This is a genomic window from Streptomyces sp. NBC_00154, from assembly GCF_026342835.1.
In the GTDB taxonomy this organism is placed as follows: Bacteria; Actinomycetota; Actinomycetes; order Streptomycetales; family Streptomycetaceae; genus Streptomyces.
In genome coordinates, this window is record NZ_JAPEMI010000002.1 from 1,417,515 (window position 1) to 1,439,623 (window position 22,109).

The window sequence follows — 22,109 nt, forward strand, 5'->3', positions numbered from 1 at the left end:
TGTACCCGCCTGCCGAGCCGAAGCAGCCCCACGAGGCGCCGGGAGATGTCGGTGAGAACCGAGAGCATCGTGTCGGCGTGTTGGTGATCAGCGGCATAGTGCGAGCCGTGGGTCTGAGAGTGGAGTTGGTGCTGTGACGGAAGTGGCGAAGGATCTGCAGGATGTCGGGTCGGAGACCGATGGTCCGAGCCTGTGGCGGCAGCGGGATTTCATGCTGCTGTGGAGCGGTCAGACGGTAAGCGAGATGGGCTCGGCGGTCACCCAGATCGCACTGCCGCTCGTTGCGGTCGTCGCGCTCAAGGCGAGCACGTTTGAGGTAGGGCTGCTGACCGCCGCCACCACAGCGGCGTTCGCGGTGATCGCGCTGCCCGCAGGCGCGCTCGTGGACCGGGGCTCCAAACGCTCCATCATGATCATCTGCAACATTCTCCGGCTGCTGATCATCGGCTCGGTCCCGGTGGTGGCTGCCCTCGGCAACCTGACGATGACGCAGCTCTACACCGTCGCCGTGACAGCCGGCGTGTGCACGGTGTTCTTCGACGTCTCGTACCAGAGTTATGTGCCGTCGCTGGTCCCCGCCGATCTCCGGATGGACGCCAACGGCAAGCTGGGGACCACCCAGGCGTTCGCGCAACTCGGGGGACCCAGCCTGGGTGGGGGACTGGTCGCGACGTTCGGCGCCGCGGGGGCGATGACGGCCGACGCGATCTCCTACGCGATCTCGGTCTTCTCGATATCCGGAATCAGGACGCGCGAGGAGCCGCCGCCCGCGCGGCGCGAGGGCGAGACGTTGCGGAGCCGGATCGCCGAGGGATTGAGATTCGTCGTCGGGCACAAGATATTGCGGAGGGTCGTGGCGTGCACGGGCACCGCGAACCTGTTCAGCGGCATGAGTTCGGCGCTGGCGATGATTTTCCTCGTCCGGGTACTGCATGTGCGTCCCGGGCTGATCGGGTTGGTAGTGGCGGGCTCGGCTGTCGGCGGGATCGCCGGGGGACTGTTCGCAGGCCGGCTCGCCAAGAGGATCGGCTCGGCGCGGATCATCTGGGTGTCGATGCTGGTGTTCAGCGCGCCGCAGGTCATTGCGGCGGCCGCCTGGCGAGGCTGGGGGGTGCTGCTGTTCCCGCTGGGCTGGGGCATCGCGTACTTCTCCGGGATGGTGTACAACGTCGCGCAGCTCAGCTATCGGCAGTCGGTGACACCACCGGAGCTGATGGGCCGGATGAACGCGGCCGTGCGCTGGGTCGTGTGGGGCACACTGCCGCTCGGCGGCATCCTTGGCGGGGCACTCGGCACACTGATCGGGGTGCGGCCCACACTCTGGCTGGCGTTCATCGGTTCCTGGGCGGCCGGCTGGTTCGTGTTCTTCTCCCCGCTCCGCCACATGCGCGATGTTCCTGGACCCGCGCCTGCCCCCGGTGTTAAGCGTTGATGGTGAGCGCAGGGTCGTCGCTGAGGCCTACGCATACGGCATGGGCGAGGAGAGCCGGCCGGACGATCCCGGCGAGCTGCGCAAGTCGAATCCAGCCGCGTCGCGCTGGGCGCCGGCTCTTGCGGGGATCCGGCCGAGCAGACTGCAGGGGCTTTGGTACCCGTCTCAGCGGCTGCGGTCGCCGGGCGCGAGCAAGCTGGTCACCTCGGCGAGCCTGTGGCGCGCGGTCGCTCGCCCCGCGGTGCGGGCACCGGAGACTTCGCCCAGGCGTAGCCGCTCGTGCCGGCTCTGGTCTCGTATGGCTACGGCCAGGTGGCGTATTGCGCGCTGCAACTGCTCCCGTCGTCGTTTCCACCCCCGGGGCATCTCGTTGAGCTGCAGGAAGGTTCTTACGATCAAGGAGATCAGCAAGTGCGAGGAAGTCTTGTTGCCGCCGGCGTCGTGGCAATCGGCGGCGCTCTTCTGACAGCAGCCGCGGGTCCGGTCGGTGCCGCTGATGTTCAAGCAGTGTCCGCCGCCGCGACCGGGACGGTTTCCACGGACGGAACTGTCACCCTCTCTGGCACCTATCGCTGTTCGCCGTTGTCGGGTCCCGGGCCGGTCTTCGTGTCTTCCACGGTGCGGGCCGGCGAAGTGCGGCACGGCATCGGCGGTACGGCAGCAACGTGCGACGGCGTCGAACACACGTGGGTGAACCAGGACAAGCCCGTGCACGGAGCCCCAGTGGCACCGGGGCCGGCCGAGGTAGAAGCGACCCTCGTGCACCTGGACACGAGAAGTGGCCTGCCCATGCCACGCATCATCGTGACCGACCGACACGAGATCGAGCTGCGTCCCGCGAAGGGCTGACGGGCCCGGCCGATCGTGCGCTACCGGAAGCGGGCCGCGGGGGACGCACAGATCGCAGCCGGCGCAGAGGCCGAGGCGCCACCCGCACTCAGCCATCGCGTGACCCGGGGCGGCGCGGCCGGAACCTTGGGGGCAGGGGCGGTCGGAGCCTTGGGGCGGGTTGCTTCACGCTGGGAGCCTTCGCCGCGAAAATCGCTGTCCGGCTGTCGGAGCACGGTGATAGACAGTCAGCGTGGCAAGGACTCTGGAGTTCCCCGTTCTGCTGCGGCTGATCGACGAACGGTCGGTCGCGTTCCGGGCCGCGGTCGCCTCCGCGCCCAGCCTCGAGGTGCAGGTGTCGACCTGCCCCGAGTGGACGCTGCTGGATCTGGTGCAGCACCTGGGCAAGGGGCACCGCCGCTGGGCCGCCACCGTCGCCGCAGGGCCTGCCGAGGCTCGCCCTGCCGAGACCGCTTCGGAGGGTGCTCCGGCTGCGCCCCGGGAGCGCGAGGCCCTTCTTGCCTGGTCGGCCGAGTCCACGGAGCAGCTGCTGAGCGCATTGCGGGAGTCCGGCCCGGATCGCGGCTGCTGGACGTGGTGGGGTGGGTCGCAGTCGCCGCAGACCTGCGGTGCCGTCGCCCGGCACCAGCTCCAGGAGGTCGCGGTGCACACCTACGACGCCCAGATCACCCTGGGCGCCCCACAGCCGCTGCCGGACGAGGCGGCACTCGACGGTGTCGACGAGTTCCTGTCCACCTGCTGCGCAACGACGGACGCCTGGCCGCATGAGCCCGCTGTCGTCGACTACCACGCCACCGAGGGCGGTTCCTGGCGCCTCTCGCTCTCCGCCGACGGTGCATGGACCACTCGTCTCCCCACGCCCGACACGATGCCCGCCACAACTGCCGACGAGGACCCGGACACGGCCGACGCCTCCCTCCGGGGCACGGCCAGTGAGCTGGTCCTGGCCCTGTACGGCCGTATTCCGGTGGACTCCCTGAAGCTCGACGGCGACCGACGTCTCTTCGACCTGCTCCTGGCCTGGGACCCGGATGAGTAGGACGTGACGATGCGCCACATCGTGCGCCCCGAGGGCATGCCTCCCACCAACGACTACACCCACGCCGTCGTCGCGTCCGGGCCCCTGATCGCGATCTCCGGCCAGGTTCCCTTCGATGCCTCGGGCCAGGACGGCTCGCTGAGCCAGGTCAGCGTGCTGGTGCACCCGGGTTCCGTGCGGGGGCCAGGTGGCACAACCGGTCAGTTGTCCAGGCGCCGCTTGCCGAGCTGGCCGGCAACGGCGGGGTCGCGGTGGTCGAAGAACAGCGAGCCGCCGGTCTCCAAGGTGGCGATGGACGCCATCTGGTCGTCGGTGAGTGCGAAGTCGAAGACGTCGATGTTCTCCGCCATGCGCTCAGTGCGCGCCGACTTGGGGATCGCGACGACGCCGCGCTGGACCAGCCAGCGCAGCGCGACCTGAGCCACGGACTTTCCGTGCTTCTCGGCGATCCCGCTCAGGACCGGGTGAGTGAACAGATTGTTGCGGCCTTCGGCGAACCCGCCCCACGACTGGATCTGGACCCCGTGCTCGCCCATGAGCTCCTGGTCGGCCGTGCGCTGGAAAAAGGGGTGGGTCTCGATCTGGTTGATCGCGGGCGTGACGTCGTTGTTGACGATGAGGTCGACGAGCCGGTCGGGGTAGAAGTTGGCGACGCCGATCGCCTTGATACGGCCCTCGCGGTAGAGGTCCTGCATGGCGCGCCACTGGCCGTACACGTCGCCGTACGGCTGGTGCATCAGGTACAGGTCGAGGTAATCGAGGCCGAGCTTGTTCAGCGATGTCTCGAAGGCGCGCTTGGTGTTCCCCTGCGCCGGCGCGTCCTGGATCCACAACTTGGTGGTGACGAACAGCTCTTCGCGCGGGACGCCGCTGTTCTTGATCGCGCGGCCGACGGCCTCTTCGTTCTGGTACGCGGCGGCGGTGTCGAGCAGCCGGTAGCCGGCCGCGAGGGCGTCGGTGACGGCCTGCTCGGTCTCCTCCGGCGGGATCTGGAACACGCCGAAGCCGAGGATCGGCATTTCGACGCCGTTGTTCAAGGTGACGGTCTGCATCGGTTTTCCTTTTCGAATGAGGTGCGGGCGGGGCCGGCCGGTCAGTGGTCGCCCAGGGACCGGCACCACGCGGGTGGCAGTACTGGTCAGAGGGTGATGAGGGCCTTGAGGACGCGGCGGTCGGCCATGGACTGGTAGGCGACAGGAACCTGGTCGAGGGAGAAGTTCCTGTCGAAGACGCGGCCGGGGTCGATGCTGCCGTCCAGGACGTCCGGCAGCAGCTCGTCGATGTAGGCGCGGGCCGGGCTGGCACCGCCTGTGAGGGTGATGTTCCGCATGATCATGGAGGGGCCGACGGGCCCTTCTTCGTACTGCGGGACGCCCAGTCGGCTGATGGTGCCGCCGTCGATGACCGCGCCGAGAGCGGTCTCCAGCGTCTGGCGGGTGCCGACGGCCTCGATCACCTTCTCGACGCCGTCGCTGCCGGTCAGGTCCCGTACACGGGCGACGCCTTCTTCGCCGCGCTCGGCAACGACGTCAGAAGCGCCGAACTCGCGGCCCAGGTCGGTGCGGTCGGTGTGCCGTCCCATGAGGATGATCTGCTCGGCGCCGAGCCGCCTGGCGGCGATGACCGCGCAGAGGCCGACCGCGCCGTCTCCGATGACCAGCACGGAGTCGCCGTGGCTGACGCCGGCCGTGACGGCGCCGTGGTGACCGGTGCCCATCACGTCCGACAGGGTCAGCAGCGAGGGCAGCATTGCAGAGTCGGTGCCGACGGGCAGTTTGACCAGGGTGCCGTCGGCCTGCGGGACGCGCACCGCCTCGCCCTGGCCGCCGTCCACGTCGGCAAAGCCGTACCGGCCTCCCTGACGGCACGAGGTGTGCAGGCCCCTGGCACAGAAGCCGCAGGTGTTGTCGCAGTACTTGAACGGGGTGACGACCAGGTCTCCCGGCTTGACGGAGGTGACCTGTGCACCGGTCTCCTCCACCACGCCGAGGAACTCGTGTCCCATGGGGCGGCCGGTGTCGGCGGCGGGCATCGACTTGTAGGGCCACAGATCGCTGCCGCACACGCACGACAGGACGGTGCGCACGATGGCGTCGGTGGGCTGCTGGATCTTCGGGTCGGGACGGTCCTCGATCCGGACGTCTCCGGCTCCGTACATCACTGCTGCGCGCATGGAAGGTGCTCCTGCTCTGGAGGATTCCGCCGTTCGCGGCGGAGAGGGGGTTTCTGGGAGTTCGGCCTGGTACTGCACGATCGGGGCACGTCCTGGCATCGGGCCGGTGCCATCAGGTCGAAGGACGAAGGCGTGCGGGGTGGGGGCCGGGTCAGCGTTCGAGCAACTGCCGCCCGGCTTGCGTGTGGGTCGCGCCGACAACCGGGGGCAGGCTGCCGAGCTTGCCGATCTGCCCGGTGGCCGGCTCGATGCCGCCGGCGGCGTGGCCTGTTGGTTCACGAGCGGGTGGTGGGCCGAGCAGAAAGCTCGCCGCGGTGGTGAGCAGGAGTGCTGCGGCGGCGATGAGCAGGCTGGTTTCAAGCCCCGTTGCGAGGTGGTCATGGTCGGCGATAAGCGCGCCGAAGACCGCAACAGCGAGCGCTCCGCCGATCTGGCGGGAGGTGTTCAACACGCCGCTGGCCGTGCCGGCCCGCCCGGCTGCCACCTGGTCGAGCAGCAGGGAAGTCAAGGCGGGGACAGCCAGCGAACCACCTGCACCGACCGGGACCATCGCGGCGATGAGCAGCCACGTCGGCGCGGAGGCGGGCACGAGCGCCAACAGGATCAGGCCGGCCATCATGGCCACCTGCCCGGTGATCACCGGCATGCGGGGGCTGAACCGTGCGGCGAACCAGGCCGCGGTGGGGCTGATGAACGCGGTCAGCAGGGTCATGGGTACGAACGCCAGCCCGGTGGCCGGCGCGGACATTCCCTTGGCCTGCTGCAGATAAAGACTGAGCAGGAAGATCATGCCGTAGAAGCCGACATTGAGCGCAAAGCCGATGGCGGCCGAGACCACCATGGTGCGCTCGCGCAGAAGCGTCAATCCGATCATGGAATGCGGGCCGCGGGCCTGCGCCACAACGAACACCACGGCCGCGACCACGGCCAGTGCGAACGAGACGATCGCCTGCACCGCGGTGAAGCCGTCGGCACCGGCCTTGATTGCCCCGAACGTCAACGCGCCCATCGCTACGATCGCCGAGAGCTGTCCCGTCCAGTCGAACGGCGCCTGCTCCGAGCGCGGCGAGCGGTGGGTGCGTGCCAGGAGGAACAGTGCGATCAAGCCGACGGGCAGGTTGACGAAGAAGATCAGCCGCCAATCGACCTGACTGAGGAAACCACCCGCGACCGGACCCGCCGCCGAGCCGACGGAGCCACCCAGCGCCCACACGGAGATCGCCTTCGCCCGCTTGCCCCCGTCCGGGAACGCCTCCCGAATCAGCGCCAGAGAGGACGGCACGATCACCGCGGCGCCGGCGCCCTGCACCAGCCGCGCGGCGACAAGCACCCCCAGATTCGGCGCCAGTCCGCAGACGGCGGAGGCAGCCACGAACACGGCCAGGCCGACAGCGAAGGTGCGGCGGGCCCCGAGCCGGTCGGTCAGCGAGCCTGCCGACAGCAGCAGAGCGGCGAACATCAGCGTGTAGCCATCGATCACCCACTGCAGCCCTGTGATGCCGCCGCCCAGACTGTTCCGGATCGACGGCAGTGCCACGTTGACGACCAAGGCGTCCAGCGTGATGACAAAGAACCCCAGCAGCGCGGCCCCCAGTGCCACGGCAGAGCCTGGACGACGCGTCGCTGTGGCCTGTTCCGCCCCTGGGAGGGGCGTTGGGCAGGTGGTGTACACGAGGGGGGCGCTCCAACTAGAGAGGGGTGAAGTGGCGACGTCATCCACCGTGCCGCCCCGCGCGCCGGACAGGCAGGCCGGGTTATGCAGGGGAATGGCGTTCAGGGGTAATGACAGGGCCCCCCAGCACGCCTGCCATACAGGTCAGAGGGTGTGAGACTGAAGTACATGGCATCCCTGGACATCAGCAGCGACGGCGGCTCCGAGCTGGGCCGGTTTCTGCGTGCCCGCCGCACCCAGACCACGCCCGACCAGGTCGGCCTCACCGTCGGCGCGGGCCTGCGCCGCACCCCGGGTCTGCGCCGCGAGGAGCTGGCCACGCTGGCCGGCATCAGCATCGACTACTACGTCCGCCTCGAGCGTGGCAAGGAGACCCGCCCCAGCCCCTCCGTGCTCGACGCCCTCGCCCGCGCCCTGCAGCTGGACGACCAGCAGCACCACCATCTGCGGGAGCTGGCCGCCCGCGCCGCCCGCTACGCGCCCGAGCCGCCGCCCGCACCGAGCCGCACCGTGCGCCCTTACCTGAAGCTGCTGCTGGAGACGCTGCGCCCGAGTCCGGCGTACGTCATCAGCCGCAGCATGGACCTGCTCGCCTGGAACCCCGGAGGGCTGGCCCTGTATGCGGGGCTGGACGACTGGCCCGCCAAGCAGCGGAACCTCGCCCGCTACTTCTTCCTGCACCCCACGGCCCGCAGCCTGTTCCCCGACTGGGACAAGCAGGTCCGCGCCTGCGTCGCCCGCCTGCGCGCCCTGGCCGGAACCGCGCCCGACGCCCCCGACCTGACCGCCCTCGTCGGCGAACTGCTGCTCAAGAGCCCTGACTTCGCCAAGCTGTGGGAGCGATACGACGTCACCGGCCGCAAGTCGGCACACAAGACGTTCCACCACCCGCACGTCGGCACGATCACGCTCGCCGCCCAGTCCATGCAGCTGGAGGGCACCCCGGGCCAGCGCCTCGGTGTCTACCTCGCCGAACCCGGCACTCCCGACCACGACGCCATGCTGCTGCTGGACATGACCGCGCCCCAACCCGCGGCGCGCCCGGCCGCGAACGACGAGGCGAACCCGCACACACCGTCCTGACACCGCGCGCCGAAGCACGGTGGGCCTTCTGCGGCCGCGACCGCTGCGGCCACTGTCAGATTCGGCTTGCTCCGACCGTCCCGCACGAAGTGAGCAGTCGCCTGCCGTTTCCGCGGCTCTGCCGCCAGGTACTTTTTTCTGCCAAGCAGTCGTCGCATTCGGTCGGTGCCGTCCTGGTCCAGAAGCCTCGCCCGGCCGCTCAAGCTCGGCACACCGGGTTGGATCCTGCCGCAGTGGCTGGACGCTGTGACGACGCCCCGTGCGTCATAGCGGGTCCGTCCGACCTTCCAGGCGGGATCCGTCCAGATGGGCGGCTTGCCATACCGGGGTCAGGGCCGGGATGCCGTCCCTGCGATAGGTCGTCAGGCTGACCGTACGGGTTCGGCTCCGCCGGTCGAGCACGTTCTCTTCCAGCGTGCCGCTTGGGCCCCGTGACACGGGAGGCCGCCTTCTTCATGTCGGTCACGACTGGAGGCTGTCGTTCTCGGGCAGGGTCAGCCCCAGCCGGATCTGGCCGTCGGCGGTCGCCACGATCGTCTCGCTGACATTCCGGAGCTCCCAGCCCAGTATCGAACGGGCTTTCTTATTCCTGATGACGGGGATCCGGCCCTGCAGACCTGCTGCCTCCCGCAGGGCCGGCTCGGTCTTCGCGGCCTCGTGACCCTGCTCGATGGTCAGTTCAGCGGAGGCCAGCAGGTCGCCCGCGGCGGGGAAGTGCTTGCGCAGTATCTGCGCCATGTCGAACAAGCTGATCGACGGCCCACTGACGGCGACGAACCGCTCGCCCGCCGCCTTCGGGCGAAGTTGCGGGCCAGGTTACGGCCCATCACGCCGAGTCCGCTGGAGCCGATGTGTGCGGTTTCCTGCATGGAGGACGGTGGGACGGCGATGGACGAGTGTGCCCGGCAACTGGGCCGCGGCATGCGCAGATTGATCCGAGATGGCGTGTGTACGGCCTGTGCGAGCCGACCGATGGTGGTCCTGGGCTGCGAGGCGGCGAAGCCATGGTCCAGTGAATCAGTTGACGCCGGTAGTCCGTCTCCCGCCGTAGGTCGGGGCGGCGTGGAGACGGACTGTGCGTGGCTGCCGGGGCAGGTGCCGGTCAGCCGAACTGGCCGGGCTGGTAGTCCCCGGCAGGCTGCTGGTTGATGACGTTGATGCGGTTGTAGGCGTTGATGACGGCGATGAGGGAAATCAGGGCGACCAGCTCCTCCTCGTCGAAGTGCTTGGCAGCATTTGCCCAGACCGCATCCGTGACTCCACCGGCTGCGTCGGCGATGCGGGTGCCCTGCTCGGTCAGTTCCAGTGCAGCACGCTCGGCTTCGGTGAAGACCGTGGCCTCACGCCAGGCCGCGACCAGGTTGAGGCGCTGCGGGGTTTCTCCCGCCAGGGCGGCGTCCTTGGTGTGCATGTCGGTGCAGAAGCCGCAGCCGTTGATCTGGCTTGCGCGAATCTTCACCAATTCCTGTATCACGGCCGGAAGCGCTGAGTCCGAAACTGCCTTGCCGGCCGAGTTGATGTGCTTCAGCACCTTCGCGGCGAGGGGGTTGCCGAAGTAGTTGAGACGCGATTCCACGATGATCTCCTAGTGTCCTGCGCCAGAGATCCGTCGGCAGAAGCGGGCGAGGGAGTCGAGGATCTCTTCGGCGGTCTTGGTCCAGATGAACGGCTTGGGGTCTTCGTTCCAGTCCTTGACCCATGCCCGGATATCGGCTTCCAGGGCCTGGATGTTCTTGTGTGCGCCACGACGGATCATCTGGTGGGCCAGGTAGCCGAACCACCGCTCGACCTGGTTGATCCACGAGGAGCCGGTCGGGGTGAAGTGCAGCTCGAACCGCGGGTGTTTGGCCAGCCAGGCTCTGATCGCTGGAGTCTTATGGGTGCCGTAATTGTCCACGATCAGGTGGACCTGCAAGTGAGCGGGCACCTCCTTGTCGATCCGGATCAGGAACTTCTTGAACTCCACGGCCCGGTGCCGGCGGTGCAGGGCAGTGATGACTTCACCCGTGGCGACATCGAACGCGGCAAACAGTGTGGTCAGGCCGTTGCGCACATAGTCGTGGGTACGCCGCTCGGGCATACCCGGCATCATCGGCAGCACCGGCTGAGACCGGTCCAGAGCCTGGATCTGCGACTTCTCGTCCACCGACAGCACCACCGCACCTTCGGGCGGGTTGAAGTACAGGCCCACGACGTCGTAGACCTTCTCCACGAACAACGGGTCCGTCGACAGCTTGAAGGTGTCCGCCAGATGCGGCTTGAGCTGGAACTGCCGCCAGATCCGGCCCACGGTCGACTTCGACAGACCACTGTGCTGAGCCATCGACGTCCGCGACCAGTGGGTGGCGTTCTTCGGCAGCTGTTCCAGCGTGGTGACCACCACCGCCTCCACCTGATCGACGCTGATGGTGGGCGGCCGGCCCGGCCGGGGCTCGTCGACCAGCCCGTCCAGCCGCTCGGCGAGGAAGCGTCGCCGCCACTTGCGGACCGTGTCCGCAGCCACCCGCAGATCCCGGGCGACCGCGATGATCGCCGGCACCTCCGGTCCCGCACACGCCAGCACAATCCGAGCCCGCAAGACCAGCGCCTGGGCCGACGTCGCCCGACGCGTCCACCGCTCCAACACCGCCCGCTCGTCATCAGACAGCAGCAACGGTTGAAGCTTTGGGCCCCGACGAGGAACTGACGCACCAACAGCAGAAGTCACGCAACTACTAACGATCAACTACTGGCGCAGGACACTAGCTGTGTTGCGGTTACACACTAATGACCGGGATGGCCCGGCGAGGTGTGACAGGAAGTCGGGCGTGATGCACGTCCCATCCGTCCTGTCGTCGACGGTTTATTGGAAGGGGGGTCCGGCATGGTCGAGGACAAAGAACCAGGTAGAGGCCTGTTTCCACGTGGTGTTGGCCCGCTGCGGGAGATCGTTGGTACACACATCCCACCGCCGCGGACATCGCCGTTCACCGCGCGTCGGCCGGGCCGCCTCGCCGGACTGAGAAGTGGGGCCCGGTCGATGAGGCGCCGAAACAACCACATTGACGCCTAAAGGGCCCGACGTTCGTAAGGTGAGCAAGCGACAATCTGGCGCCTTGCTTGCCCCCTCGTCAGTACTCTCCCGGAGCGAGATCACCTTGCCACGTCTGCTCGGCGCACTCAGACGCCCGACGCGGATCGGTAGCGTCCGAGTGGTCTCCGGCGGCGCTCAACGCGGGTGGGGATGACTGCGCGCCCCTGTCGCCAAGTCCACCCTGGGCCACCACCTCGAAGTGCTGCGCGAGGCGGGTGTCACGCAGACTCGCCAGGAAGGGCACTCTGCGCCCATCCGGTAGCTCTCGATCTTGGTGAGCTTCACGGCGTCGTTCGCGAATCCGCCGAGCGTCTTGCATCTCCGTATCTCCCTGCTCAACGTGACCACCTTCGTTGCACTCGTTATCGTATTACTCACGACAGTATCATTCAATACCATCTTGTGCTTGACTATCGCCGAGTGCAGAGATGCCGACCAGCTGAGGCGTGATGCCTGGCTGGCAGTGCCATGGATCGGGCGGCCGCCCGGTCTTGCTTGCGAAACCAATCCGATTCGATGCCGTGGTGAGAAAGGTGGATCATGAGGATTACTTGTCGCCGGAGGTCAGCTTCATTGGTGCGCCGTGGCTTCAGCGGGGGCGACTCGGCGAGTGGTCGTGGCCATGAGAGGCGTCGAACCATGAGGGGCGACAAGGGGGCGCGTCCGCTGCTGTCGAGCCACCCGCCCGGGGGCCTGGCGTCAGCGGGCTTGCGCGCCCTTCCCCGTCCCGTGGCCGCGGTGGTGGGCGCCGGTGGCGTGCTCGGAGCGGCGCATGTTGGTGTCGGGTACGCGCTGGAGGAGTGCGGATTCGTCCCGGACCTGATCATCGGAACCTCGGTGGGTGCCCTCACCGGGGCAATCGCGGCCGCCCACCCCGACAGGGCGGCGCCGTGGCTGGACCACGTGTGGACGCAGTTGCGCCGCCGTGAGGTGTATCCGCTCGGCTCCCTGTCCTCACGGGCCAGCGTCTTCACCGATCGCGGTCTGCGTCGATTGATTGCTCGGGCTGGGCTGCCGTCGCGAATCGAGCAGTTGGCGGTCCCGTTCACCGCGGTGGCCATGGACCTGGTCACGGGCGCTCCGGCGCTGCTCGACCACGGAGACCTCGAGTCCGCGCTGTTGGCCAGCACGGCCATTCCCGGAATGCTGCCCCCGGTGGATCGTGAGGGCCGGACGCTCGTCGACGGCGGGGTGATCGCCTATGTGCCGGTACTGGCGGCCCTGCAGGCCGGAGCGGCCAGCGTGGTGGTGCTGTCGACCGGGCCGGAGAGCTCGCCGTTGAGCTCAACCCTCCCGCGCCGACGTGCCAGTGCGATCGCCGCCAGGGCCGGGCTGTTGCTGATGCACCATCAGATCGAGCGTGACCTGCACGAGGTGTCCAAGCACATCCCGACCGTCGTGCTGCCGACCGGCGTCGAGGCCTGGCCCGCCCCGTGGGACTTCGGTCATTCACAGCGGCTGATCAGCACCGCGTGCCTCACGGCGGGGCGCTTTCTCGACGGGTTGCGCATCAGTGGGCCGGGCCTGTATCGGGCCGACGATCCTCTGGCGCCATTGGCCAGTCCGGGCGAGGCATCCATTTCCTCCGTATTGGGGGTCGGCCTGTGAGTACCTTCGCCTTCCTCAACATCCCCATGCACGGGCGCGTCAACCCGACGCTGCCGGTCGTGGCCGAGCTTGTTCGACGCGGCCACTCGGTTACGTACCACACCTCGCCCGCGTTCCGTGAGGAGATCGAGGCCACCGGCGCGACTGTGTGCCTCTACCCCGGGGGCGATCAGCCGCTTCCCGATCCGCCGACGCCCGTCACTTTGATGGAGGGGCTTGCGGGCAGCGCCATCCGCTTGCTGCCCGCCGTGCTCGCCGACCTGCGCCGCGTCCGGCCCGACGTGATCGTCCACGACAACGCCTGTCTGTGGGGCGCAGCCGCCGCCCGCGAACTCGGCGTGCCGGCGGCGTCGTCGTTCACCACGTTTGCGTTCAATCGGCATGTGCCCAGCCCCACCCGCGGCTCGTGGGACCTGCTGGCCGCGGCGACGGCTCGGCCCAGAAACCTCCAGGGCTATCTGCGGTCGCGCTGGGCGCTGCGCCGCCGCTTCGACACACGTGGGTTGCCACTGCTCGACTTGGGGAACATCCGCCAGCCGCTCAATCTGGTCTACACCTCGCGGGCGTTCCAGCCTGCCGTCGAGGGCTTCGACCGGTCCTACCGGTTCGTCGGCCCAAGCATCGGCGCCCGGCCGGTCGACCCGTCGTTCCCGGGCCATCGGCTGAAGGACCCGGTGCTGTATGCCTCGCTGGGCACCGTGTTCAACGCCGATCCACAGCTGCTGCGCAGTTTCGCAACCGCGCTTGCCCCGCTGGGCGGCACCGTGATCGTCTCCACCGGGCAGACCGATCCCGCCGCATTGGGTCCGTTGCCGGCCAACGTGTTCGCCCGCCGCTTCGTGCCGCAACCGGAGGTGCTGGCCCGCGCGGCGCTGTTCGTCACCCATGGCGGGATGAACAGCGTCAACGAGGCCATGTACGCCGGGGTTCCGATGCTGGTGGTCCCGCAGGGCGCTGACCAGCCGATGGTGGCCCGTCGCGTCGTCGAGCTCGGCGCCGGCCTGTCGGTCCGTACCCAGGACGTCGCCGGGGGCTCCGTGCGGGTCCTCGCCCGGCGTCTGCTGGACGACCAAAGGTTCCGGGCGGCCGTGACCACCTTGCAGGTCGCCCAGCACGAGGCGGGTGGATTTCGGCGTGCCGCCGACGAACTCGAGCGGTACCTGCATACGGCCGGCTCGGTCAGTCAGTCGGCTCCGGTCGATCCGTCACAGTGAGGCTGAGTGATGTCACCTGTCGTTGTTGCCCTGCTGTTGTTCGCCGGGCTGTCGGAGGCCGCCGGGCGCATCCTGCCTCTGGTGGCGCGCCGACCCGGCATGTCGCGGACCTTCGTGGCCGGGTTGCTGCTGCCCGGTGGCCTCGTCGAGGGTGCTGTGTTCGCGCTGTGGCCGCTGACCGCGTGGACCCTGGCCGAGCTGTTGCTGTCCTCTCCACCGTCAGACGCGGGCTTGGTGTGGACACCGAGCCTGGTCGCCCCGCTGGTGCTTTCTGCCGTCCTTGCATTTCCCTTGCTCGGGCCGCTGCTCCACCTGCTGCTCTTCGTGGGGGTCGGGGCCGGTCTGGCCGGCCCGCTCGCCACGGCGACCGGGCTGGGCTGGTGGGGCGCCGCCGGTTGCGTGGCCCTCGCCGGGGCCGGGCTTGGCGCCGGCGTAGAGGCGGTGCGGCGTCTGGTCGTGAGGATCAGCGCGACCGGGGCACCGGAGGCGATCGCATGAACGACTTCCTCTGGGTCTGCGCACTTGGGCCCGCTCTGCTCGCCGAAGCTCTGCTGGCCCGCTACGAGGTGCTGGCCTACAGCGCCGGCTGGCGGGCCCCTGCCACCGAGCTCCCGGAGGGCGTGCCCTATGCCCGGGGCGCGGCCCCTGACAGCCCCCCGGATGCCTACCTGGTCTACCTGGACGGGATCGGGAAACGCCGCGTCCGCGACACCAGGGACGGCGGCCAGCTGGTCAAGGCGCTGATCGCCGGAGCGCCGGAGCTGCGGGTGCTGGGTCAGGTGCAGCCCTACTCGCCGCTGGCCGAGCCGCTCGCTGACAGGCCGGTGTGGGCGTGGCTGCGCCGCCGCATCGGGCTGCTGCTGTTCCTGCACAATGTCATGCAGATCTTCGTCGCCGCCGACCACCGGTACCGCCCGCTGTACAACCAAGCCGTCGGCTGCCAGATCGCCACTCAGCTCCGGCTCGCCGGCTACCGGCCGGACAGCGGTATCCCCGTGGTGCTGCTCAGTTACAGCGGTGGCGCCCAGGTCGCCACCGGCGCGGTTGACGAACTGCACACCCAGCTACGCTCCCCGCTCCTGCTGATCACGCTCGGTGGCTTCCACAACGGCGCCAACGACCTCACCCATGCCGAGCACGTGCATCAGCTCACCAGCGCGAGCGACTGGATCGAGCGGGTCGGCACCTGGATCTTCCCTCAGCGTTGGCGGCTGTTCCGCCGCAGCGGATGGAACCGTGCCCGCCGCGCTGGGAAGATCACCGTGCATCGGCTCGACCCGGCCACCCACCTCGGGCCGCGTAGCTACATCAGCCCGCGGGCCCAGCTGCCCGACGGACGCAGCTACCTGGACCGCAGCACCCACACCGTGATCGCGCTCATCCGCGCCGGCCGCAGCGCGACCACGGCGACAGGGGACCCGTTGCCATGAGGGCCTCGACCAGAGCGCGCAGCGCAGGGTCCGGCACGCATGGTGCGAAGTCGACCTCGTCGGGTGCCTCCGCCGGGACCAGTCGGCCGAATTGCTCATGGAGAGGGCAATGAGCAAAGGAGCCGAAAGCCCCGTCCCGAACAACCCCGCCGCCGGCCCCGTTGCCACGGCCCGCGGGAAGCGGCCCTCACGGGGCAGCGGCCGTCGTCCGGGACAGAGCAGCACCAGAATCCAGATCCTCACGGCCGCACTCGAACTCTTCGCCACCAAGGGCTATTCGGGCACCACGATGCGCGGGATTGCCCAGCGGGCGCAAGTGGACCCGGCGCTGATCCACCATTTCTTCAACAACAAGGACGGCCTCTTCCAGGACGCCGTTTCCTCCCGGATCGACATGTCCACCCTCTTCGACTCCCTCATGGACGAGGAGGCGGAAGCCGGGCTGAAGAACCGCGGGGAGCGGATCGCCCGGACGTTCCTCTCCTTCTGGGAGGACGAGTCGACCCGCCCCGCGCTGGTCGCCGTCTACCGAACCAGCCTGTTGGACGAGGCGGCCGCCAAGGCGTTCCACGACCAGATCGAGGCGGCCTTCGTGTCGTGCCTGGGCCGGACCGCCCCTGAGGAGACCGAGCGGACACCGGCGTTCACGTCGCTGGTCGCGCAACTGGCCGGCCTTGTCATGCTGCGTTACGTCCTCGCGGTGGAGCCGATGGCCTCACTCGACTTCGAGGATCTGATGGAGTGGCTCGTCCCCGCCATCGAGGTCCACTTCGACCGGCCGCCCCAGGAGTAGGCGGCCGGGGCGTCCTCGGGAGGGGCCACCGCCGCGGCCCCGGTTCGAGTCCCCGCCTGCGCTGCTCCTCCCGGCGCTTCGTGGGCACGACTTCGGTCCTGGAGGCGGTCGCGCCGATCAGCAAGGTCCTGGCGGCAGCGGCAGCGAGCGTCCCGGAGGTCGCCGCCCTGGCCGCACGATGTCGATCCGGGTCATGTCGTCCAACAAGGTGCGGCGAACGCGTTGGTCGGCAAGCCGGGCGTACGGCCGGAGGTGTCGGTGGAGGAGGCCGCCGACCTGCTGTACGGCCTGCTCAGCCCCGAGTTGTACCTACTGTTCGTGAACGAGCGCGGCCGGCCGGGTGAGCGCTGGGAGCGGCGGCGGATGCGCCCTGGTCGCCCTGAGCGACGTGTCGTGGGATTTACTCGCGTGGAGAACCGAACTGAGTCGTACATCGACGCAGACCAGTTGCGTCCTTGCTTCGGAGCAAAAGATATCTGGCAGGCGGTGGGAAGATCGACTTCTCCCCGTCCTCCGGCGCTGGGCCGTGCGCTGCTCATGTCCCGTCGTGCTGATTCCAGTTGCCCGGTCCGAGCGCCTGTGCGTTGAGCGCGCCGAGCATGCGACGGAGGTGGGTGCGCACCTGTTCCTGCTCCTCGGGCAGGAACGGTTCCAGGGTCTCCTCCTCGCACGGTTCGAGCGCAGTCTCGCCCTGTAGTGCCAGGGCGTTGCCCGCGGCCGTGACGCACATTTCGATGATCTTTCCGTGCGTGGGGTGGGGACGCCGCTCGACCAGTCCACGCTCGACCAGACCCCGCAGCGCTGTGCCCATGGACTGTGCGGTGACGCCGCATCGGCGGGCGAGTTCGGCACTGGACAGAGGCCCGTCCAGGCTCAATCGGACGAGCGTGCTGAATTGCGCCTGGGTCAGTCCGAGGGGGCGCAATGCCCGTTCGAAGCGTTGCGTGTACGCCTGCGAGATCTGCCAAATCAGGTAGCCGATGCGCTCGCTGGGATCCTTCACCGCCACCGATGCCTCTCCATGCGTAAGGTAACTTATATAAGTCACCTTACACGATGAAGGCCGAGGAACCCATGCTCAGCACTGCGTCCACAAGCGAAGGTCCATTCCCTGATATCGACCCGGGGCCGGGGCGACACCGCCACCAGCCAGGTCCGCAGAGTGACGCCCCACCCGAGCGGCCGGGGCTGACCGGTCCACGGGCGGTGCTCAAGCCCGTGATCTCTGTGCTGACCATCGGCCTGGTCTTCGTCAGCGTCTTCCTCGCCGCCTTCCATACGCCCCAGGCGCACCGGCTGCCGGTCGCCGTCGCCGCATCTGACAAGACCGCGGCACATTTCGACGTTCGGCTGCAGCGTGTCTCGCCAGACGGCTTCCAGGTCGACCGGTACCCGGACAATGCCTCGGCCCGTCGGGCGGTTGAGCACCGCCAGGCGTATGCCGCGTTGTTGGCCGACGGCGGCAAGCCCAAGATCGTGTACGCGGGTGCGAACGGTCCTGCGGTGTCCGCGCTGGTGGCGCCGCTCGCCAGTCTGTGCACCCAGGGCTGTCGGCCGGCAGAGGGGAAGTGGCCCGTGATCGACATCCTTCCGCTGTCGAGTGGAGACAGCCGGGGTCTATCGGTCTTCTACGCGTCATTCGGGCTGGTGCTGGCAGGGTTTCTCTTCGGTCAGATGACCTACCAAGTGGCACCGCGCCTCTCTTTCGGGCAGCGCGTGAGCAGTCTGGCGCTGTTCGCGGTCGTTGGCGGGCTGGCGACAGCACTCATTGCGAGTACGGCCTTCGGAGCCATACCTGGTCCCTTTCTGGGCATCGTGGGGCTTGTGGCGCTGATGGCGGGGGCTGTAGCGGCGGCCACCATACTTTTGATCCGGATCTTCGGCCCGATCGGAGTTCTGCTGGCGTCGATCTTCATGATCGTGATGGGTAACGCCAGCAGCGGTGGGGTGCTGCCGCCCGAATTTCTTCCTGGTTGGCTGAAACCACTCGCCTCGGTTATGCCTCCGGGCGTCGGCGTCCGCGCACTGGACGGGATCGCCTACTTCCACCACGACGGGCTGGTCAGCGGTGTTGTGGTTCTTTCGGCCTGGATCGCCCTGTGTATCGCGGCGCTGTTCTTCCTCGACCGGATCGCCGCATCTGCCGCGATCCTGCACGCCGCGAGGCCATGAGGGCGCCGGTGGGTACCGAAGCCGGCCCGGCGCCCCGCAACCCGGCCAGGTGCGGCGCCTGGCGGCCGCCGCTGTCACCTCCTGCGGCCGGTGCGGAAGATGGACGGTTCCGGCAGTGTGCCGCCCTCCGGGCTGTCGGGCGCGACGCGTGCGCGGTGGGCCCGAGGAAGAAGGACGTGTGGCTGACGGCCGTCAACCCGCGCCTCGCGGTCTCGCTCGTCAATCGGTCGACGGATCCACATGCCCGGTGCATTCCGCGCCCGCCGGAGCCGTATGCCGTGTCGTCCTTACTGGATTCGTGGGCACAGGGCTTTTCGGGGGTCTCCCTACTCCGGAATTGGAGGGCGGTCCAGCCTGCGGCGCGCGCTGCGTCGGTGTTGGCCGCGTTGGCATATGACGTCTCCCGCGGTCACCGTGCTCACGCCTCCTGCTTGGCGTCGATCTCGGAGATCAGGGCCTCGATGCGGGTCTTGATCTCGTCGCGGATCGGACGGACGGACTCGACACCCTTGCCCGCCGGGTCCTCCAGCGCCCAGTCGAGATAATTCTTGCCGGGGAAGATCGGGCAGGCGTCGCCGCAGCCCATCGTGATCACGTAGTCCGACGCCTGCACGGCCTCGGTGGTGAGGATCTTCGGCTTCTGGTCGGAGATGTCGATGCCGAGTTCCTTCATCGCCTCGACCGCGGCCGGGTTGACCTGGTCACCCGGGATGGAGCCGGCGGAGCGGACCTCGATCCGGTCGCCGGCGAGATGGTTGAGGAATCCGGCGGCCATCTGCGAGCGACCGGCATTGTGGACGCAGACGAAGAGCACGGAGGCGAGCGGGCTGGAGGACATCGGTTCTTCCTTCAGTGTGTGGATCAGGTGGTTCAACCGGCGGTGCGGGACGGCGGATCAGGTGGTCGAGCAGATCGGTGATGCGGGTGTCGATCTCGTCGCGGATGCGGCGTACGACGGCGATCGGGGCGCCCTCAGGGTCGGCGACGGGCCAGTCGAGGTGGCGACGGCCAGCGGGCCGCTTTGGCCGCGAGACGTTTCGGGTGGAACGGGGGGTTCACAACTGCTGGGCACACAAGCTGCTTTGGCGAACATGGGCACGATTGAGTGAACGGTGCGACGGTCTGTGGGCATGGCTGGCGGGGTGTGCGTAATGTTCTCGGTGCGATCTGGGACGCCGGGTGTGGCGTCAGCGGTCGGGGCCCCCGTGTCACCAGCGAGATGGTTCGGGGCCTCCCCGTCGCCTCTGGCCACACCCATATGGCCAGGTCGTAGGGATGCCGCCCGCCCGGGACGGACCGCATACGGGATATGCGTCGCCGACCGGGATGCGAAAGCGGAGGACCAGCGCGCCCAACACCGTTCGGGGCGCGCCAGTGAGTCAGGACTCACTCCTGCTCACTGCCCAGGAACGGTGAAGCCATGACAATCCCCCTCACTGGGGTGCGGGTCCAAGGGGTCAGACCGGGCTGGTATCAGCTCGGAGTGATGTGAAAGTATCAGCCCATGATGACGTCAGTCGACACTGACCTGATCCGGGTTCTGGCCGACCCGCTCAGGCTCCGGATCGTGACCCTGCTCGCCCGGGAGACGCTCTGCACCACGCACCTGGTCGAGGAGACGGGTGCCAAGCAGACCAATCTCTCCAACCACCTGAAGGTGCTGCGGGAGGCGGGCGTGGTCGAGACGGAGCCGTGTGGCCGGTTCACCTACTACCGGCTCAAGCCTGATGCCATCGCCTCCCTCGCCGGCCAGTTCGCCGACCTCGCGGAAGCCGCGCGCTCCACCGCCGAGGGCAATGTCAAGCGGTCCTGCCCCTGATCCCCGTCGCCCGAGGCGACAGCACCGAGGAGTCTTTGTTGACCGCCACCCACGAGTCCGCCACGGGGTCCCCCATAGCGGCCGAACCGCAGTCGGCGCCGGGCGCCACCCCGCCCCGTACCCCGCTGGTCGCCAAGGCGGCCGCCGAACTGTTCGGTACGGCGGCCTTGGTGGCGGTCGTGGTCGGCTCCGGTATCCAGGCCACTGAGCTGACCCACGATGTCGGCCTCCAACTGCTGGTCAACTCCCTGGCCACCGTCTTCGGGCTCGGCGTCCTGATCACGCTGCTCGGTCCGGTCTCCGGCGCGCACTTCAACCCCGCCGTCACACTGGCCGAGTGGTGGACCGCCCGGCGCGGCGGCGCCGGAGTCACCCTTCGGGAGGCGGCTGTGTACGTCCCCGCGCAGATCGTCGGTGCGATCGCAGGCGCCGTTCTGGCCGATGCGATGTTCGGCGAGCCGCTGGTGAAGTGGTCCACCCACGACCGCTCTGCCGGGCACCTGTTGCTGGGCGAAGTCGTCGCCACCGCCGGACTGATCCTGCTGATCTTCGGCCTGGCCCGGACCGACCGCCTGCGCTTTGCCCCCGTGGCCGTTGCCTCGTACATCGGCGCCGCCTACTGGTTCACGTCCTCGACGTCCTTCGCCAACCCGGCGGTGACGATCGGCCGCGCCTTCACCGACACCTTCGCGGGCATCGCACCGGGCTCTGTCGCGGGCTTCATCGGCGTGCAGCTCGTCGGCGCGGTGGTGGGGCTGGCGCTGGTGGCGCTCATCTTCATGCCGGGTCGGGACGCCGCCGAGCAGCCCGCCGTATGACGCGGGGACCCAGGTCGTAGCGATCGGCGGCGACCAGTCCGGGCTCGCCGTCGGGTACCACGTGCGCCGGCTCGGCCTGGACTTCGTCATCTCGATGCCGGGTTAACGCCGGGCGGTGCCGGGCAGCAGACCTGGGCTCGCTGCACCTGTTCTCCCCGGCCGCGTTCTCCTCGCCGCCGGGATGGCTCATGCCGGCGCAGGCGGGCGAGGAGGATCCGGACACGGCGTACGTGCTGTCGTACCTGCGCGACCACGAGAATCGCTACGATCTGCCCGTCCAGCGGTCGGTGCGTGTCGCGGGCGTACTTCCGGACGGCGAACCTCACCCGTACGGGTGGCGATCGGGGTCCGGCCGCGCATTCGGCATCCGGCTGACCGCCTCGCCCCGTCGCAAGGCCAGCTGGTATTGGCGGCCACTGATCGTTCAGCTCGTCAAAGTTCCCTGGTGGAAGTACATGCGCCAGCCCGCTTCCGTCAGACGCCACACGGAGCTGCGCCATGCTCGTCGCCCACAGTGGTCGGCGAAGTACGTCAGATGAACGATGCCGGGAGCGAGTACGGCCCCCGACATCTCGCTGACCTTGACCGGAGCTTCGGGGACCACCGAACCGTCACTCGTCACCGTGAGAATCGACGTCGCGTCCCAGAGCTGCCCCGACGCTCCGATCTCGAGGAACTCCGGGTCCAGGAGCTCCGAGACCAGGGACCGCGAAGCACGCACGTCAGGGTCGAGAAGCCGCATCTCCGCCTCAACGGCCGCTTGAACGGCACGCTCACTCTCGTCTGCCATGCACGGACCCTACGGACGTTCCTCATCACGTCACAGCGAATTAGGTTCGCCCGAAGGGCGGGGCCGGCAATTCCGCCGGAGCGCTGCGGACAGCGGAGGACGCCGGGGCGCGTCGACCCTTGTGGTGGGTGGACGTGCCCCGGC

At 68.6% G+C, this 22,109-nt stretch carries 23 protein-coding genes and 1 pseudogene; 14 read left to right on the top strand and 10 right to left on the bottom strand.

What is annotated here, in order from left to right:
- The first annotated feature begins 133 nt into the window (after positions 1 to 133).
- Positions 134 to 1,432: an MFS transporter gene (locus OHA03_RS43060; RefSeq protein ID WP_267009361.1), complete on the top strand. Its 1,299-nt coding sequence runs from the start codon at positions 134 to 136 to the stop codon at positions 1,430 to 1,432.
- A gap of 165 nt (positions 1,433 to 1,597) precedes the next feature.
- On the opposite strand, the gene OHA03_RS43065 is transcribed toward OHA03_RS43060, so the two are convergent.
- The gene (locus OHA03_RS43065) at positions 1,598 to 1,936 is read right to left on the bottom strand and encodes a hypothetical protein (RefSeq protein ID WP_267009362.1); all 339 of its coding nucleotides are present in this window, start codon (positions 1,934 to 1,936) and stop codon (positions 1,598 to 1,600) included.
- 3 nt (positions 1,937 to 1,939) lie between these two features.
- Between OHA03_RS43065 and OHA03_RS43070 the strand changes: the two genes are divergently transcribed.
- Both OHA03_RS43070 and OHA03_RS43075 read left to right on the top strand, forming a co-directional pair.
- Positions 1,940 to 2,281, top strand: a complete 342-nt coding sequence (locus OHA03_RS43070; RefSeq protein WP_267009363.1) for a DUF6299 family protein — start codon at positions 1,940 to 1,942, stop codon at positions 2,279 to 2,281.
- 232 nt (positions 2,282 to 2,513) lie between these two features.
- Positions 2,514 to 3,320: a maleylpyruvate isomerase family mycothiol-dependent enzyme gene (locus tag OHA03_RS43075; RefSeq protein ID WP_267009364.1), complete on the top strand. Its 807-nt coding sequence runs from the start codon at positions 2,514 to 2,516 to the stop codon at positions 3,318 to 3,320.
- Between the two features lie 200 nt (positions 3,321 to 3,520).
- Here the strand turns inward: OHA03_RS43075 and OHA03_RS43080 are convergent, their stop codons facing one another.
- The 3 genes from OHA03_RS43080 to OHA03_RS43090 all read right to left on the bottom strand — a co-directional run bounded on the left by OHA03_RS43080 (position 3,521) and on the right by OHA03_RS43090 (position 7,093).
- A complete protein-coding gene (locus tag OHA03_RS43080) occupies positions 3,521 to 4,372 on the bottom strand; it encodes an aldo/keto reductase (protein ID WP_267009365.1) in 852 nt (283 codons plus the stop codon).
- 86 nt (positions 4,373 to 4,458) lie between these two features.
- Entirely contained in the window at positions 4,459 to 5,493 is a 1,035-nt protein-coding gene (locus OHA03_RS43085; protein WP_267009366.1) for an alcohol dehydrogenase catalytic domain-containing protein, read from the bottom strand.
- Between the two features lie 151 nt (positions 5,494 to 5,644).
- Positions 5,645 to 7,093, bottom strand: coding sequence for an MFS transporter (locus OHA03_RS43090; RefSeq protein ID WP_267009367.1), 1,449 nt, complete (start codon positions 7,091 to 7,093; stop codon positions 5,645 to 5,647).
- Between the two features lie 240 nt (positions 7,094 to 7,333).
- On the opposite strand from OHA03_RS43090, the gene OHA03_RS43095 reads away from it, so the two are divergent.
- A complete protein-coding gene (locus tag OHA03_RS43095) occupies positions 7,334 to 8,248 on the top strand; it encodes a helix-turn-helix transcriptional regulator (protein WP_267009368.1) in 915 nt (304 codons plus the stop codon).
- A 462-nt stretch (positions 8,249 to 8,710) separates the two neighbouring features.
- Here OHA03_RS43095 and OHA03_RS43100 read toward each other — a convergent pair whose 3' ends face one another.
- The 3 genes from OHA03_RS43100 to OHA03_RS43110 form a co-directional block, all read right to left on the bottom strand.
- Positions 8,711 to 8,986, bottom strand: coding sequence for a hypothetical protein (locus OHA03_RS43100; RefSeq protein ID WP_267009369.1), 276 nt, complete (start codon positions 8,984 to 8,986; stop codon positions 8,711 to 8,713).
- A 364-nt stretch (positions 8,987 to 9,350) separates the two neighbouring features.
- Positions 9,351 to 9,824 (bottom strand): carboxymuconolactone decarboxylase family protein, encoded by a 474-nt coding sequence (locus OHA03_RS43105; protein ID WP_267009370.1) that lies wholly within the window; start codon positions 9,822 to 9,824, stop codon positions 9,351 to 9,353.
- A 9-nt stretch (positions 9,825 to 9,833) separates the two neighbouring features.
- Entirely contained in the window at positions 9,834 to 10,955 is a 1,122-nt protein-coding gene (locus OHA03_RS43110; protein ID WP_267007604.1) for an IS630 family transposase, read from the bottom strand.
- 1,095 nt (positions 10,956 to 12,050) lie between these two features.
- Between OHA03_RS43110 and OHA03_RS43115 the strand changes: the two genes are divergently transcribed.
- The 5 genes from OHA03_RS43115 (at position 12,051) to OHA03_RS43135 (ending at position 16,366) form a co-directional block, all read left to right on the top strand.
- Positions 12,051 to 12,929: a patatin-like phospholipase family protein gene (locus tag OHA03_RS43115; protein WP_267009371.1), complete on the top strand. Its 879-nt coding sequence runs from the start codon at positions 12,051 to 12,053 to the stop codon at positions 12,927 to 12,929.
- A complete protein-coding gene (locus OHA03_RS43120; RefSeq protein ID WP_267009372.1) occupies positions 12,926 to 14,143 on the top strand; it encodes a macrolide family glycosyltransferase in 1,218 nt (405 codons plus the stop codon). Before OHA03_RS43115 ends, OHA03_RS43120 begins: the two co-directional genes overlap by 4 nt.
- Before the next feature lie 9 nt (positions 14,144 to 14,152).
- Positions 14,153 to 14,641, top strand: a complete 489-nt coding sequence (locus OHA03_RS43125) for a hypothetical protein (protein ID WP_267009373.1) — start codon at positions 14,153 to 14,155, stop codon at positions 14,639 to 14,641.
- A complete protein-coding gene (locus OHA03_RS43130; RefSeq protein WP_267009374.1) occupies positions 14,638 to 15,573 on the top strand; it encodes a hypothetical protein in 936 nt (311 codons plus the stop codon). The genes OHA03_RS43125 and OHA03_RS43130 overlap by 4 nt, the downstream gene beginning before the upstream one ends.
- Before the next feature lie 109 nt (positions 15,574 to 15,682).
- A complete protein-coding gene (locus OHA03_RS43135; RefSeq protein WP_267009375.1) occupies positions 15,683 to 16,366 on the top strand; it encodes a TetR/AcrR family transcriptional regulator in 684 nt (227 codons plus the stop codon).
- Positions 16,367 to 16,901: 535 nt separating this feature from the next.
- On the opposite strand, the gene OHA03_RS43140 is transcribed toward OHA03_RS43135, so the two are convergent.
- Positions 16,902 to 17,375, bottom strand: a complete 474-nt coding sequence (locus OHA03_RS43140) for a MarR family winged helix-turn-helix transcriptional regulator (protein ID WP_267009376.1) — start codon at positions 17,373 to 17,375, stop codon at positions 16,902 to 16,904.
- Between the two features lie 209 nt (positions 17,376 to 17,584).
- On the opposite strand from OHA03_RS43140, the gene OHA03_RS43145 reads away from it, so the two are divergent.
- The gene (locus OHA03_RS43145) at positions 17,585 to 18,538 is read left to right on the top strand and encodes an ABC transporter permease (protein ID WP_267009377.1); all 954 of its coding nucleotides are present in this window, start codon (positions 17,585 to 17,587) and stop codon (positions 18,536 to 18,538) included.
- A gap of 418 nt (positions 18,539 to 18,956) precedes the next feature.
- Here OHA03_RS43145 and OHA03_RS43150 read toward each other — a convergent pair whose 3' ends face one another.
- Positions 18,957 to 19,376 (bottom strand): arsenate reductase ArsC, encoded by a 420-nt coding sequence (locus tag OHA03_RS43150; RefSeq protein WP_267009378.1) that lies wholly within the window; start codon positions 19,374 to 19,376, stop codon positions 18,957 to 18,959.
- 61 nt (positions 19,377 to 19,437) lie between these two features.
- Between OHA03_RS43150 and OHA03_RS43155 the strand changes: the two genes are divergently transcribed.
- From OHA03_RS43155 to OHA03_RS43170, 4 genes and pseudogenes are all read left to right on the top strand, one after another.
- Positions 19,438 to 19,647 (top strand): hypothetical protein, encoded by a 210-nt coding sequence (locus OHA03_RS43155; RefSeq protein WP_267009379.1) that lies wholly within the window; start codon positions 19,438 to 19,440, stop codon positions 19,645 to 19,647.
- Between the two features lie 395 nt (positions 19,648 to 20,042).
- On the top strand, positions 20,043 to 20,357 hold the full coding sequence (locus OHA03_RS43160; RefSeq protein ID WP_267009380.1) for a helix-turn-helix transcriptional regulator: 315 nt from the start codon (positions 20,043 to 20,045) through the stop codon (positions 20,355 to 20,357).
- 38 nt (positions 20,358 to 20,395) lie between these two features.
- Positions 20,396 to 21,175: an MIP/aquaporin family protein gene (locus OHA03_RS43165; RefSeq protein WP_267009381.1), complete on the top strand. Its 780-nt coding sequence runs from the start codon at positions 20,396 to 20,398 to the stop codon at positions 21,173 to 21,175.
- A 22-nt stretch (positions 21,176 to 21,197) separates the two neighbouring features.
- Positions 21,198 to 21,495, top strand: a pseudogene (locus tag OHA03_RS43170) (pyridine nucleotide-disulfide oxidoreductase); the annotation flags it as partial.
- A gap of 104 nt (positions 21,496 to 21,599) precedes the next feature.
- On the opposite strand, the gene OHA03_RS43175 reads toward OHA03_RS43170, so the two are convergent.
- Complete coding sequence (locus OHA03_RS43175; protein ID WP_267009382.1) at positions 21,600 to 21,965, bottom strand: DUF4440 domain-containing protein; 366 nt, start codon at positions 21,963 to 21,965, stop codon at positions 21,600 to 21,602.
- Between the last annotated feature and the right edge of the window lie 144 nt (positions 21,966 to 22,109).